General features: G+C 49.7%; 13 protein-coding genes. 2 read left to right on the forward strand and 11 right to left on the reverse strand.

Going from position 1 to position 14,340, the window contains the following annotated elements:
• Positions 1 to 4: 4 nt before the first annotated feature.
• From P8J86_04280 to P8J86_04305, 6 genes are all read right to left on the reverse strand, one after another.
• The gene (locus tag P8J86_04280) at positions 5 to 631 is read right to left on the reverse strand and encodes a nucleotide exchange factor GrpE (protein ID MDG2053905.1); all 627 of its coding nucleotides are present in this window, start codon (positions 629 to 631) and stop codon (positions 5 to 7) included.
• Positions 603 to 1,763: a molecular chaperone DnaJ gene (dnaJ, locus tag P8J86_04285; protein ID MDG2053906.1), complete on the reverse strand. Its 1,161-nt coding sequence runs from the start codon at positions 1,761 to 1,763 to the stop codon at positions 603 to 605. Before dnaJ ends, P8J86_04280 begins: the two co-directional genes overlap by 29 nt.
• Positions 1,764 to 1,805: 42 nt before the next feature.
• On the reverse strand, positions 1,806 to 3,419 hold the full coding sequence (groL, locus tag P8J86_04290; GenBank protein ID MDG2053907.1) for a chaperonin GroEL: 1,614 nt from the start codon (positions 3,417 to 3,419) through the stop codon (positions 1,806 to 1,808).
• Between the two features lie 65 nt (positions 3,420 to 3,484).
• On the reverse strand, positions 3,485 to 3,775 hold the full coding sequence (locus tag P8J86_04295) for a co-chaperone GroES (GenBank protein ID MDG2053908.1): 291 nt from the start codon (positions 3,773 to 3,775) through the stop codon (positions 3,485 to 3,487).
• Positions 3,776 to 3,884: 109 nt separating this feature from the next.
• The gene (gene groL, locus P8J86_04300; protein ID MDG2053909.1) at positions 3,885 to 5,612 is read right to left on the reverse strand and encodes a chaperonin GroEL; all 1,728 of its coding nucleotides are present in this window, start codon (positions 5,610 to 5,612) and stop codon (positions 3,885 to 3,887) included.
• Between the two features lie 369 nt (positions 5,613 to 5,981).
• Positions 5,982 to 6,941 carry a hypothetical protein gene (locus tag P8J86_04305; protein ID MDG2053910.1) on the reverse strand — a complete coding sequence of 320 codons (960 nt, stop codon included), beginning with the start codon at positions 6,939 to 6,941 and terminating at the stop codon, positions 5,982 to 5,984.
• A gap of 88 nt (positions 6,942 to 7,029) precedes the next feature.
• Here P8J86_04305 and P8J86_04310 point away from each other — a divergent pair, with 88 nt between their 5' ends.
• Positions 7,030 to 7,962 (forward strand): MoxR family ATPase, encoded by a 933-nt coding sequence (locus P8J86_04310; GenBank protein MDG2053911.1) that lies wholly within the window; start codon positions 7,030 to 7,032, stop codon positions 7,960 to 7,962.
• A gap of 9 nt (positions 7,963 to 7,971) precedes the next feature.
• Here the strand turns inward: P8J86_04310 and P8J86_04315 are convergent, their stop codons facing one another.
• The 5 genes from P8J86_04315 to P8J86_04335 form a co-directional block, all read right to left on the reverse strand.
• On the reverse strand, positions 7,972 to 8,508 hold the full coding sequence (locus tag P8J86_04315) for a PH domain-containing protein (GenBank protein MDG2053912.1): 537 nt from the start codon (positions 8,506 to 8,508) through the stop codon (positions 7,972 to 7,974).
• Entirely contained in the window at positions 8,505 to 9,068 is a 564-nt protein-coding gene (gene hpt, locus P8J86_04320) for a hypoxanthine phosphoribosyltransferase (protein ID MDG2053913.1), read from the reverse strand. The genes P8J86_04315 and hpt overlap by 4 nt, the downstream gene beginning before the upstream one ends.
• Before the next feature lie 43 nt (positions 9,069 to 9,111).
• The gene (gene mgtE, locus P8J86_04325) at positions 9,112 to 10,602 is read right to left on the reverse strand and encodes a magnesium transporter (protein MDG2053914.1); all 1,491 of its coding nucleotides are present in this window, start codon (positions 10,600 to 10,602) and stop codon (positions 9,112 to 9,114) included.
• A 72-nt stretch (positions 10,603 to 10,674) separates the two neighbouring features.
• Positions 10,675 to 11,907, reverse strand: a complete 1,233-nt coding sequence (locus tag P8J86_04330; protein ID MDG2053915.1) for an inorganic phosphate transporter — start codon at positions 11,905 to 11,907, stop codon at positions 10,675 to 10,677.
• A 94-nt stretch (positions 11,908 to 12,001) separates the two neighbouring features.
• The gene (locus tag P8J86_04335) at positions 12,002 to 12,676 is read right to left on the reverse strand and encodes a TIGR00153 family protein (GenBank protein ID MDG2053916.1); all 675 of its coding nucleotides are present in this window, start codon (positions 12,674 to 12,676) and stop codon (positions 12,002 to 12,004) included.
• 219 nt (positions 12,677 to 12,895) lie between these two features.
• On the opposite strand from P8J86_04335, the gene P8J86_04340 reads away from it, so the two are divergent.
• Positions 12,896 to 14,308, forward strand: coding sequence for a bifunctional folylpolyglutamate synthase/dihydrofolate synthase (locus tag P8J86_04340; GenBank protein MDG2053917.1), 1,413 nt, complete (start codon positions 12,896 to 12,898; stop codon positions 14,306 to 14,308).
• Positions 14,309 to 14,340: the final 32 nt, after the last annotated feature.

Raw genomic sequence — 14,340 nt, forward strand, 5'->3', positions numbered from 1 at the left:
ACGCCTACTCAGTGGAGACTATGACTTGAGCAGGACGGATAACCTGATCTGCCACCTGATATCCAACCTGCAAAACTCGAAGTACATGATTTGGCGCCATCTCTTCAGAGGCCTCTCGCATGACGGCCTGATGTAGATTGGGATCAAAGACCTGGCCAGGTGCTGGATCTAAGACCGTGACACCAAAGTTACCCATTGCCTTAAGAAACTCAGCTTCTGCAAGTTCAACACCTTGCTTGAGCTGTGCGGCTGAAGCAGCATCATCTGCGTGATCAAGAGCCATACCCAAATGGTCTACTGCAGGCAGAAGAGCTCTAATAATCTCAATCTGAGCTGCTCGGGATGAACGACGCTCATTCTCCGTAGCACGTCTTTGATAGTTACTAAAATCAGCGAGCGCACGCATTCGAGCTTCATGCGCTTCAGCAAGCTCAACCTGCAATGATTCAATGGTTGGTTCATTTTCAGACAAACCATCTTCGCTCATTGCATCAGTAATGCTGGGATCCAAACTATCGGAGTCACCAGAGATCGGCACTTGTGTGTCTTTTGCTTTCTTTGAAGGAATCAATGCGTCGGCCCTCAACTGAATAATTATTTCATCACGACGATCGCTGCTTCGTATTGCCACCCTTAACAGCGTCTTTTACCTTACCCCAGAATGATCCCCCAGAAGTGCCAACATTAAGATCCTCGGTCTCGGCATACTCGACAAGGAGCCTTCGCTGATCTTCTGTAAGCTTTTTGGGTACCTCTAGATGCAAAATCACAACCAGATCGCCCCGTTTTCCACTTCGTAAATCAGGCAAACCGGCGCCATGAATTTTGAATACAGCTCCTGGCTGTGTTCCTGCAGGAACCTCTACTTGATGGGGCTTGTCTAGTCCTGCTGCTTCAAGCTCGGATCCAAGTGCCATCTGTGTAAATGACGTTGGAAGTGCGACCAAGAGATCATCGGTATCACGTTCAAATACATCATGTCGCGCGACACGAACTACGACGTGAAGATCACCTCTCACACCCACACCATTCGTACCAGCTTCTCGACCCGGTGGTTCACCCTCACCAGCAATACGAACTGCTTGCCCGCTTGAGATACCTGGTGGAATACGGACGACAAGCGTTCGCTTGACAGGGCTACGCCCCTCGCCACTACAACGGCCACATGGATGTTCAATCACCGAACCACGGCCCTGACATCGACGACACGTGGTGACCATCCGGAACATACCACCCAGACCGGCTTGCTCCTGCTGTCCTTGTCCACCACACATCGAGCAAACAATTGGTGTTGAACCTGGCTCTGAGCCGCTGCCATCGCAAGTCGTACAAGTATCAAGACGTTTAAACTCAACCTCTTTTTCAACACCCGTTAACACTTGCTCAAGTGTGATTTCTACCTCTGTCTCAAGATCGTAACCTCGAGGCGTTCCACTACGTCTTTGACGGCCACCCATTCCGCCACCAAAAATCTCATTGAACATAGAGAAAATATCATGGGCATTCATTGAGTTGAAGTCATGCCCAGGCGTACCACGAAGACCAGCGTGACCAAAACGATCAAAACGCGACCGCTTTTCACTGTCAGCAAGAACTTCGTAGGCCTCTGCTGCTTCTTTAAATTTCTCTTCCGCGGCCGAATCACCTGGATTCCGATCTGGGTGAAACTTCATTGCCAAGCGGCGGTACGCGCGCTTAATTTCCTCGGCCGACGCTGTGCGCTGCACACCTAAGACCTCGTAATAGTCGCGCGTACTGGGCATACTGACTCCTAGACTTATTCGTCACAAGTTCGTCGAAAAGTCCTAGAAGGATGCGCCCTCAACCGGCTTCTCTTCATCCTTTAGCTCTGTAACGATGACATCTGTCGTTAGCATCAAACCCGCAACTGAAGCCGCATTTTGAATACATGTTCTCACCACGAGGGCTGGATCGATCACGCCTGCTTTGACAAGGTCTTCGAACTTGCCCGCGAGAGCGTTGTAACCAAATGGACCTTTGCCTTCCTTGATCTTTTCAACGATCAAATCACCATCAGCACCAGCATTGGTAGCAATCCGATGAGCAGGTGCTTCGAGTGCAGTGACAAGAATATCGAAACCGAGTCGTTCATCACCCTTGGCTTTACTACGTGATTGCTCGATAGCTTCCACAGCACGAAGACATGCGACTCCACCGCCAGGAACATACCCTTCTTTAGCAGCTGCTCGGGTTGCATTAAGCGCGTCATCAACACGATCTTTGGCTTCCTTCATAGCTACTTCAGTAACAGCACCAACACTGACAATTGCAACGCCACTCGTCAGTCGTGCAAGCCGCTCTTGCAGCTTCTCACTATCGTAATCACTGGTCGATCGCTCGATCTGCTTGCGAATCTGGTTGGCACGGGCATCGATATCTTTCTTTTTGCCACCACCGCGAATAATTGTGGTCGAGTCCTTCGTAATCACCACACGCTTGGCCGTGCCTAATTCGCTCGTCTCAATATCTTCAAGATTGCGACCAAGGTCTTCAGATAAAAACTCGCCGGCAGTCAATGCTGCTATATCGCCAAGCATGGCCTTACGGCGTTCACCAAACCCAGGCGCCTTTACAGCTGCAACTTGTAATACCCCACGAAGCCGGTTTACGACCAATGCCGCTAAGGCTTCATTTTCAACATCTTCGGCGATGATGAGCAGTGGCCTACTTGTCGCAGCAGCCTTATTTAGGAGTGGCAAAAGCTCAGCCAGATTTGAGATCTTCTTTTCGTGGATCAAGATGATGGGGTCTTCAAGAATGCACTCCGCAGTCTTGGGATCGGTCATGAAGTAAGGGCTAAGAAATCCCTTATCAAATGACATGCCCTCAACATAGTCCAAGGTCGTGTGCGCCGTCTTCCCCTCTTCAACCTCGATAACGCCATCAGCGCCAACCCGATCGAGCGCTTCAGAGATCATCTTTCCAATTTCACTGTCTTGGTTCGCAGAAATAGTAGCGATCTTGGCAAGATCACCTTTACCCGTACACTTGCTTGCGAGTTTTTCAACTGCATCACAGGCAACCGCGGCTGCTTTATTCACACCACGTTGGATAGCTACAGGATTAGCGCCAGCAGTCACGTGACGAAGACCATCTGTATAAAGCGCTTGTGCAAGCACTGTTGCGGTGGTTGTGCCATCTCCAGCAATATCTGCTGTCTTCTTGGCAACCTGATTGATCATCTTGGCGCCCATGTTCTCAAAGGGAGCAGGTAAATCCACTTCTTTGGCAACCGTAACACCATCGCGCGTTACAGAAGGACCACCAAAGGACTTTTCTAGAACAACATGACGACCGTTTGGCCCCATTGTGGTGGCAACCGCACGAGCGATGTGATCGACGCCACGCTTGAATTCTTGGCGGGCATCAGAATCGAATCTCATTTGCTTAGTAGACATAACTTAGGCTTTCAGTTCTTTTTCTTGATATCACTTAAACTCAGTTCGTTTAGCAACAAATGCTATTAAGAGTCAACGACACCGAGCAGATCACCCGCACGCATAATTAGGTGCGTGGCATTTTTGATTTCAACTTCTGTTCCGGCGTACTTGCTGAACACAACAACATCGCCCTTCTTGATGGAGAGCTTGGCACGCTCACCTCCCTCAAGCAACTTTCCTGGGCCTGCCGCAACAATCTTGCCTTGTATGGGCTTTTCTTTGGCTGACTCAGGCAAATAAATCCCAGACGCTGTCTTGGACTCTGCTTCTAGGGGACGAATCAGAACACGATCTTCGAGAGGCTTGACGGCCATTTTCTTCACTCCGTAAGCCCGGTCTTTGGTATTGCCGGGCATGCTCAGACTTCTTCGTTATTACCACACTTCATCAAACTGCGGCATTGATACACAGTGGTGTTATGGCTTAGAAGCCCATGCCACCCATACCTGGCATGCCACCCATGCCGCCCATGCCGCCCATGCCCGGCATGCCACCCATGCCGCCCATGCCACCCATGCCGCCCATGCCGCCCATTGGGTCCATGCCACCATGGTCATCACCATGGCCGTCATCACCACTATCTATCTCAGTGACAACACAGTCAGCAGTCAGAAGCACGGTCGCTACAGATGCTGCATTTTGCAATGCTGTGCGATCAACCTTTGCCGGTGTAATGACCCCATCTTCCATAAGATCGGTGTATTTCAATGTCAACGCATTGAAACCAAAGTTACCCTTGCCTTCAGCAACACGGCTTACGATGACCGTACCCTTTTCACCAGCGTTTTCAGCAATCGATCGCAGTGGCACAGCCAGCGCTTCTTCAATGATGTCAACGCCATACTTCGCATCACCACTCACTTCTTTCCGTACTTTTGCCAATGCTGGGATCGCACGAATAAAGCTCACGCCGCCGCCAGGAACAATACCCTCGGCAACCGCTGCTCTTGTTGCATGTAATGCATCTTCAACGCGAGCCTTCTTTTCCTTAAGTTCAGCTTCACTCGCTGCGCCCACATTGATTTGTGCAACGCCACCAGCAAGCTTCGCTAAACGCTCTTGAAGTTTTTCGCGGTCATAATCCGAATCACTGAGTTCGATCTCGCGACGAATCTGCTCAATGCGATCTTTAATACTCTTGCTTGAACCAGCACCTTCGAGAATGGTGCAATGATCAGCCGTAATTTCAACTTTCTTGGCTTGACCGAGCTGACTGATGCCAATCTTGTCCAGTTCGAGTCCGAGGTCCTTCATCAACGCTTCGCCGCCGGTCAGAACTGCAATATCTTGGAGCATGGCCTTGCGACGATCTCCATAACCTGGTGCCTTGACCGCTGCAACCTGGAGCACGCCACGAAGCTTATTAATCACCAGCGTCGAAAGCGCTTCACTTGTCACATCCTCAGCAATGATGAGTAACGGCCGCTTCGCCGCCATCACCTTTTCAAGGAACGGAACGAGCTTTTGAACTGCTTCAATCTTCTCTTCGCAAACCAGCACCAAAGCCTTATCAAATTCGACGGTCATGTTTTCAGCATCAGTCACGAAGTTTGGACTCAGGTATCCACGATCGAACTGCATACCTTCAACAACATCGACGTGTGTCTCAAGACTCTTGCCTTCTTCCACAGTGATCACACCATCTTTGCCTACTTTATTAAAGGCATCAGCCATGATCTTTCCAATGGTCGCATCGTTGTTTGCTGAAATCGTTGCTACAGGCGCAATTTTGTTTTCAACAGGAACGGCTCGTTTAGCGATGTCTTCAACGACAACTTCGACGCCACGCTTCATGCCGCGGACGAGCGCATTTGCATCTACGCCTGCTGCTATTTTCTTGAGCCCAGCACGGAAAATCGCTTCGGCCAGAATGGTGGCGGTCGTTGTGCCGTCACCAGCATCATCAGAGGTCTTCGATGAAGCCTCCTTGACGAGCTGAGCGCCCATGTTCTCGACTTTGTCTCGTAGTTCGATTTCCTCGGCGACGGTGACTCCGTCTTTGGTGACCGTTGGGCCACCCCAGGATTTATCTAACACTGCGTTGCGGCCACGTGGGCCAAGCGTCGAGCGGACAGCCGCTGCCAACTTCTCAACACCAGCCAATAAGGCTTTGCGAGCGTCAGTATCAAATGCCAATTCCTTAACAGCCATTAGGGATATCTCCTCCCAAGCAATGGACTGGCCGTCAGCCAATCCCGTCATCTCAACCCAATACACCGGCCAGGCATCTGCCTGAACTCAGAGAAGCAAGTGCCAAGGCACACATCTGTCCCGTTGGGAACACAGGGAGGGCTCTGTGGGCATGATGCTTGCTGTGAATGCTCCCACCGAGCCTTCATAGCGCACAGAGACAACTCCTCACTTATTAGATATCAAAGCACGCGCCAAGCAGATTGAGATGGCATAACTGCCCTAACACATCTAAAACACAGGGTTTATGGATAAATCGACAGAGCCAATAATACCACTGGGCCTGTCAGTGCAGGTGAGCGCGGTCACAGCTACTGCCATCATGGCAGCCTATGACCCACGATCAGGCTGATCCTGAGTGGACTCCTCGGCGCTGGCAGTTCCTGGATCAGCTTCGGATCGAGGCTGGAAGAGCTGCTCGAGGCTTGGTCTGGGTCGCAGATCCTGGAAGATCCAAAGCGTATTGACGATCAAGAACGCGAGCCCAATAAGAATGACGAGGTTCGCGATAATGGTCACGACTACGCCAATCAGGTGGAGTGCCTGACTATGCATGACGATAGCAAGCACCATGCCAAGACCAGCAATCACAATTGCAATACCGATTTCACGAAGTCTCTGACGACCGCCTCGCGCACTACGGTACTTGCGACTTCGTCTACCAACTTCGCTGAGAATGCCATTCAAGCCCCAAAGGAAAATGAGAGTGAAGATAAGCATGCCGAGCTTTGTAGAAATCCACACCCACATATATTGACTGGGTATGTCGGCCATTTCCACGCCGCGATATTGAGCTAAGTCATCAATCTGAAACCACTGATACATACCAAGCACACACCAACCGATCACTCCAATAATGAGTACGCCGATAGATCGCAAAACAGCAGTGTTTGCAAGTGATACACGAGCAGGCCACAACATCCAGATACCTGGCACCATGAGTAGCGAAATCACGCCACTCAAAGGCAACGAATACCACCATCGAATAAAACTAATCTGGCTGATCTTCACCTCTAGAATAAAGAACCAGTTGACAATAATCAGAACGAGAGCCGCAAAGAACATGCAAATCGAGATCCAGACTAAACCACCGCCGACACTGATCGGATTATGAATGGCTGGTAGTCGATCCCGAATCGGGTCTACAGACTCCCGTACGGTCTCCCAAATATTGGCTCCGCACTCGGGGCACTCTCCCATCAATTCGAGCCCATGAAGGTCATAGCCACAGCCCCCACAGCGAATGCTCTGGTTAATTCGTAGATCAATTGATTCAATAGGATCTGTCAAAGCGGGTTCCCAGCTTGCAGTTCGGGATCAATGGGTTGTGGTGGTATACTTCGGCCCCGATATCGCGCAAAGGAGAATGAGAATATCTATGGATCATACGCTGATCGATCGACTACGCCAGAACATTACTTCAGTCTATATGGGTAACCAAACCGCTGTAGACCGAGTGCTTGTTGCGCTACTAGCTCGCGGGCACCTACTTATCGAAGATGTCCCAGGCGTTGGCAAGACCGTTTTAGCGATGGCTCTAGCTCGCTCGATAGACTCTTCGTTTGCTCGAATCCAGTGTACGCCCGACTTACTCCCCAGTGATATCACCGGTGTCACTATCTATAACCGGCAAGATTCCTCATTTGAGTTCCGGCCCGGACCGATCTTTCACAACATCATTGTGGCAGATGAGATCAACCGAACAACACCACGCACTCAGTCGGCCTTACTTGAGGCGATGAGCGAAACAAGCATTACTGTTGATGGCCAAACTCATCCGTTGCCAGATCCTTTTATGGTTATTGCCACTCAGAATCCCTATGAATTTGAAGGCACTTTCTTCTTACCGGAAAACCAGCTTGACCGTTTTCTCATAAGGATCAATCTCGGCTATCCGTCACCAGATGATGAATCGAGAGTTATTCGAAGGCAGCCCGCTCGTACTTCACTGACTGAACTTGAGCCAGTAATGAAAACTCATGAAGTCCGAGAGCTCCAGAATGCTGTTGATGAGGTTCGGCTTGAAGATTCTTTGGTTGACTACATTATTGCCCTCGCCACTGCCACACGCGCCCACAATGATTTACAGGTGGGCGTCAGCCCTCGTGGGGCGCTGGCTTTATCTCAGACTGCAAAAGCAACGGCACTGCTGCATGGGCGAGATTACTGCATACCTGAAGACGTTGTTTCAAATGTACTTCCCACTTGTGCGCACCGCGTTATAAGTAGAACTTACAAGCATGATGGCGACACCAAAACGACGCACCGAATCATTCAGCAAGTACTGGAAACGGTGCCCAGCCCTGCCTAACTGGTTGGTTCAAGTAAGCCCATCGCCTGGCAGAGTACTACTTACAAGCCGATGCACATGATGGGGCTTTCTCACCATGACCCAAAATGCGTCGTATCCATCACTACCAGCCGTCGCAAAAGCAATTGTCCCAATCCTGCAAACGCGTTCCAGAAATGATGCGTCCATCTGTGTCTGCTGCAGTCGTGTGCGAGAGGCCTCAAAAACAGAAACACTAAGCACGCCGACCCGACGCAACACTCGACCGTTTGTAAGTATGTAAATATGTGTCCACCACATGAGTGCCTGCCACAAGAGGCGAATCAGAAACAAGAGGCCGCCCACAACCCAAACCACCCACGCAGCGCCAGCTGTAATTGGCGTAAGCATCACAAGCAATGCAATGATCACGGTAACAAGGGCAATGGTGATCAGTGAACCAAGGCCTCCCAACAAGATATACCAGGGGCTTGGACGACTGACGTAGAGAAGCTGCTCTTCAGGTTTTATTAAATCCGAGGGCAAGAGTCGACCGAATCTTTGAAGCTGTTGCGATGGCTGACTCACTGGATATCAGCCTTGAGAACACAAATATCAGGAAGATTTCGATAGTAACCGTTGTAGTCAAGACCATATCCAACAACAAATTCATCCGGTATGTCGAAGCCCACATACTCACAAGGCGTTTCCATCGCTGATGGAATTGTCTTTCGTAGCAACATACATGAACGAATAGAACGAACACCAATGCGCTCTACTTCAGATCGAATTAGACGTATGGTTGACCCAGAGTCAAGAATGTCATCGACAACAAGGACGTGTTGCCCACGAATAGACTCAGGAATTTTATCGCGAAGCATGGCGCCCTGAGATGTCTTAGACATTCCGGGGTAACTACTCACTGTCACCACATCGATACGAAGCCTCATTGGCAACTGTCGCATTAGATCTGCAACAAAGATCACGCTTCCAGTCATAATTGGAAGCAATACGATCTCTGAGTCACCTTCAATATTCATGAGCTCTGATGAGAGTTCCTCTGCCATCTCAGAAACACGATCAGCGATCTGCTTTTTTGTCACCAACACACGATCAATATCCTGGTGCATACTTCTTGCTGTCTGCATGAAGTCCAACTCCCATTTTATCTTTCAGAAACACACGCTGCTTCTATTGGCTTGTGTAACCGAGTAACCATACATGAAGGGCAAATGAAATACCTAGAAGAGAGAGGAATGCAACTGCATCCGTAATCATGATCAATATAATTGCTGACGCTTGAGCCGGATCAGCACCCACTTTCTTCATCACCAGCGGAATACTTGTGCCTGCTAGCGTACCAACAGACATCGAAAGCGTCATGGCACAAAGAACAACAATTCCCAATTGCCAGCTAGCACCTTGCACAACACTAGAAAGCCCCCAGACAAAGAGCCCCACAAGTGTGCCGAGTCCAAGACCCGTAAATAAGCCCACAATCAGTTCCCGACGAAGTAGTGGCCAAACTCTACCGCGTCGAACTTCGTCAAGAACCAGCCCACGAAGCGTCACCGCCAGTGCCTGGTGGCCTGCATTACCCGCTAACGCTGCCGCAACCGGCATAAGTACTGCTAGCAAAGCAAGGTCTTTGATCATGCCTTCGAACTGCAGAACGACATAGGCCGCTGGAATCATAAAGATAAGACTAGCGATTAACCAAGGCGATCGGCCTCGCATCTTCTGCATAACAGAAGAGTAAACTGCTTCTTCTCTACCAGCTCCAACAAGCTTTTGGACATCTTCAGTCTGTTCATCTCGAAGGGTTTCGAGCACATCATCAACAGTGATCACCCCGAGCAGTCGGTCTTGTCCATCCACAACTGGCAACATCGAATAGTCATAACGGCTAAATTGCCTGGCCACTTCTTCTCGATCTGTCTGGGATCGGACAGCATGCACCGTGTTGTTCATAGCATCTTCAATAATGCTACTTGGATCATTGAATAAGAGATCTCGAATGCGGATGATTCCAACAAGTCGATTACCTTTATCTACCACTGGCAATATTCGTTGGTCTTCTGGCATTTGCTGTTGACGCAAATGCTCTACTGCTTGCGCCAGCGTTGAGTGGTCAGAGAGCGTGCGATAGTCCGTGGTCATCACGCCACCAGCTGTTTCGGCGTCGTATCCGAGGAGCTTCCGAATGCTATTGGCTTCATGCAACGGAATAAAACTAAGAATCTGCTCCCTTGGCGATGAGTCCAGTATGCGCATGAGTTCAGCCGCATCGTCCGGTGCCATCATTCCGACAATAAGGGAAATACTCTCGGCCTTATCTTCCTCAAGTAGATCTTCGACCACAATCCGCGCCAACGGCGTTGCCATTTCAGCCAAGGCCGCAGCGGCGGATTTATCATCCATGAGCTCCAGAAGCTCAGCTGCAGATTCGCTGTCAAGGTCTTCAAGAATGTCAGCGGCATCAGCTGCTGCCTGCTGCTGGACGGCTGTGGCAAGAGCTGGCACATCAATCGTGTGGGCCATTAACTCCGCAACACGCTCATCCTGCGCATTGAGCTCATCAGTGAGATCAATCCGTAATGAGCTCGCAACCCGCTCTGAAGAAGAGGCGCCTTCATTCTGATTGGACTCATGCGACGAGTCGGATGAATGGTTCATCATCATCGCCCGAAGTGTACCTAAGAAGAACGTTTTAGGACGTCAACAGACTCTGTGGTGAATACACAGAGAACGAGATCACCCAACAAATATGGCGCTGAGGATCCAGTAGAAGATGATCGCCAAGCCTGCGCCTATTGGGAGTGTGATAATCCAGCTCACAACAATATCTCTGACAATACGTAGGTTGAGTGCCGAAATACCACGTGCCAAACCGACTCCAAGCACTGCTCCCACTAAAGTGTGGGTCGTCGAAATGGGCAGTCCCAATCTTGAGGCAACGACAATCGTGACGGCGGCACCAAACTCTGCTGAGAAACCACGCGTTGGCGTCAACTCAGTAATCTTTTTGCCTACAGTCTCAATGACACGCCAACCCCAGGTTGCCAGGCCAATCACGATACCAGTACCACCAAGCAGAAGTGCCCAGATGGGCACGCCTGATTTAACCTCAACAATGCCTTCTCTCACCGCCTGCACAGCCGCAGACAGTGGCCCAATTGAATTGGCAACATCATTCGCACCGTGCGCAAATGCAACGAAGCAAGCGCTGAGAATTTGCAAGTAACCGAACATGTGTTCGATAACGCCGTAGTTATACTCTCGCTTTTTGCGGCCTGACTTAAACCGAGGATCATTCTTTTGCGGCTTTTCGGAAATCCTCCGCGCCAAGAACCATGTCACCAACGCAGCAATCAGCCCTACGCCACTAGCAATCAGACAAGCTGGACCTAGATCTAAGTCAAGATTAAGGTTTTTAAGACCCTTGAATACCGTCACAAGGCTCAGAATGAAAAATACACAGAAGACGAGTATTGGAGCCAGCCTTTTGGCAGCGCGCACCTGTCGGCGCTGTTTAAAGACCAACAACGTAATCATCTTAAATAAGAAGAAGCCAAAGAAACCAGCAATCAAAGGCGACACCACCCAACTCGCGGCAATCGTGCCTACTTTTCCCCAATCAATTGGAGTGACGCCCGCATAGATAATGCCGAAACCAATGATGGCGCCAACAATGCTGTGGGTTGTTGAAACAGGCCATCCAAAATAAGTGGCGATCATCAACCATGTACCTGCCGCCAGGAGCGCCGCAACCATCCCACATGCAAATACATCGGGCACATCAGCAAATATGTTGGGATCAATAATGCCCTTGCGCACTGTATCGGCGACGTCGGAGCCCACCAGGAACGCACCAGCAAACTCTAGCACCGCCGCAAAAATGACTGCTCGCTTCAGCGTGAGTGCCCCGGAGCCAACACTGGTTGCCATGGCATTAGCGACGTCGTTAGCACCAATATTCCATGCCATATAGAAGCCAGCAAGTCCGGCTACGATAATTAGAATTGTGCCCTCAGCTCCGATAGCTTATCTGCCCTTGTATCCATGCCAAGTAAATGACGAACTACATCTGTTCTAACATCAAGCGAATACGATTAGCTAGATTCTCAGAGAGATTACTTATCTCAGCAATCTCTTCCGTGAGACGAGCCCAGAGATAAAAATCTGGAGTGCTTAGATCTGCTGAGTTTTTGAATAGCTCTTTGAGCAACTTCCTTTGAATAAGGTCGACTTCATGTTCCTTGGACGCGACCTGGTCAACCAATGCCTGAATTCGCTCAGACTCAGCCCCCTTAAATCCTGACTCTGCTAAATTCGGAAGCTCTTTGACAATTTTTACCACAATCCTAAAAGCGTCCATGTTGGCATCAATAAATTCACGCAAGACTTTCGATAACTTGGGGATCGTTGGTAAATGCTTAAGGGTGAGTAGTACCGCAACGTCTTCTGCTTTATCCGCAATGGAATCCTGCATTGAAACTACTGAAAGCAATGTTGATCGATCAACACTAAACATAATCCAACGGGGCATACCGTTGCGGATCTCATTCTTAACCTGATCTGCTTTGTATTCGAGTTTTGATACCCGCTTAGCAAGTCGGCTTGTTTCGCCACGTTCACCTGACTGAAACAAGATCAAGAGCTCATGCGCGCCTTCAATACACTGCACCACACAATCCATATGCGCAGTGAGAGCGCCAAATGGTGACTTTCTAAATAACCTTGCAAATGTTCTCATAGATGGGTGACTCAAATCTGATCAAGCGATCGACATCAAGAATTTAAGGGCGATTAGAACCGCTCAGCTGCAAAAGATAACAGCGATAGCCATCGCGACTGTTAAGAGAATGTAAACTTCGTGTTAGAAGGACACTGCATTTCTGTAAATTCAATAATCACAGTTGTTTATAGTTATTCATTTGCCAAAAAATGGCTTTTTTGCTATGCTATGTAAATCATGTCAAAACAAAGTAGACCCGCGAAAAAAGCCCCCCCTACAGGGGTGGCTCCAGAAATCACATCCTATTCAACTGCGATCCGCTATCTAACGAAGCAGACCAACTATGAGCGAATGCGGGTTACCCGTATCGATCAAAGTGGCTTCAACCTAGATGGGCTTCGCAAAGTACTCACCGCCCTTGGGCAGCCACAAGAGCAAGTTCGAGCGGTCCATGTTGCCGGCACCGTTGGCAAGGGCTCTACAGCAGGCATGATCAGCTCAATGCTCCAAGGCTGTGGCTATGCAGTCGGACTCTTTACATCACCACATCTGAATGATGCTCGCGAACGAATCTCTATTAATGGGCAGGACATTGATCGACCCTCCTTTGCCCAAAGAATGAGAGAAGCAACGACTGCTGCTACTGAAGTCGGTGTTGAACTCACCTACTTTGAGTTGCTGACAACCATGGCATTCCTGCATTTTGCAGAAGAGGCTGTCGATCTGGCTGTGCTTGAGGTTGGTTTAGGCGGTCGCCTAGACTCGACCAATGTGGTCACACCCGAGGTCTCAGTGATTACGCGTATTGATATTGACCACACTCAACTCCTCGGGAGCACCCTTGAAGAAATTGCGGCGGAAAAAGCGGGCATCTTCAAACGCGGTGTACCAGCTCTGACCTGTGTTCAAGATCCTGCTGTAGAAGCAGTTCTGGCGGCGAAAGCAGAAGAAATTGGATCGCCGCTACGCGTCCTCGGTCGCGACATCGAGTTCAGCTCTCGCTTTGGTTCCAACGATGAGCTAGGCCCACATACACGAGTCTGTGTTCTGGCTGGTGGAACACCTTTCATGCATGTACCCGTCCCTCTTCCAGGGGAGCATCAGGCCATCAACTGTGGTCTGGCACTCTCTGTTGTTGATTCCCTAAAGGGGCTTGGTTTTAACTTTGCTGAGCCAGAACTCTACGATGGGCTGGGTGCAACAAAACTACCCGGCCGTATGGAGGTTGTTTGGGATCAGCCTCGTGTCTTAATTGATGGCGCTCACAATGCTGCCTCACTTGATGCACTCATGCGATCAGTCGGTGCCCAGATCCCTTATGACTCAATGGTCTGCATCTTTGGCTGTTGTGAAGATAAGGATATTCCTGCAATGCTCTCACGTTTGGTACTTGGCGGAGATAAAATCATCTTCACCAGAGCCAAGAGTAACGCGAGATCGGCTTTTCCAGAAGATCTGCAACGTATGTTTACGGAGCAATGTGGCAAGATGAGCCAAACCGCTGATACACTTCAGGATGCCCTTCGGTTGGCAACCAGGGCTGTTGGGCGAGATGATCTCATCTGTGTGACAGGCAGTTTCTACCTCGCTGGGGAAGCTCGCAAGCTGCTGGCGGATCAAAAGACAAAAAAACTCGCCGCAGCAAAGTAATTTACTCCCAATGTTGATGCACGCGTTAAGCA

The sequence above is a fragment of the Phycisphaerales bacterium genome, assembly GCA_029268515.1.
Classification (GTDB): domain Bacteria; phylum Planctomycetota; class Phycisphaerae; order Phycisphaerales; family SM1A02; genus JAQWNP01.

Coding starts and splice junctions, on each gene's coding strand:
- dnaJ (MDG2053906.1), bottom strand. CDS start 1,763: ATGCCCAGTACGCGCGACTATTACGAGGTCTTAGGTGTGCAGCGCACA.
- groL (MDG2053907.1), bottom strand. CDS start 3,419: ATGTCTACTAAGCAAATGAGATTCGATTCTGATGCCCGCCAAGAATTC.
- P8J86_04295 (MDG2053908.1), bottom strand. CDS start 3,775: ATGGCCGTCAAGCCTCTCGAAGATCGTGTTCTGATTCGTCCCCTAGAA.
- groL (MDG2053909.1), bottom strand. CDS start 5,612: ATGGCTGTTAAGGAATTGGCATTTGATACTGACGCTCGCAAAGCCTTA.
- P8J86_04310 (MDG2053911.1), top strand. CDS start 7,030: ATGGATCATACGCTGATCGATCGACTACGCCAGAACATTACTTCAGTC.
- hpt (MDG2053913.1), bottom strand. CDS start 9,068: ATGCAGACAGCAAGAAGTATGCACCAGGATATTGATCGTGTGTTGGTG.
- mgtE (MDG2053914.1), bottom strand. CDS start 10,602: ATGATGATGAACCATTCATCCGACTCGTCGCATGAGTCCAATCAGAAT.
- P8J86_04330 (MDG2053915.1), bottom strand. CDS start 11,907: ATGGCATGGAATATTGGTGCTAACGACGTCGCTAATGCCATGGCAACC.
- P8J86_04335 (MDG2053916.1), bottom strand. CDS start 12,676: ATGAGAACATTTGCAAGGTTATTTAGAAAGTCACCATTTGGCGCTCTC.
- P8J86_04340 (MDG2053917.1), top strand. CDS start 12,896: ATGTCAAAACAAAGTAGACCCGCGAAAAAAGCCCCCCCTACAGGGGTG.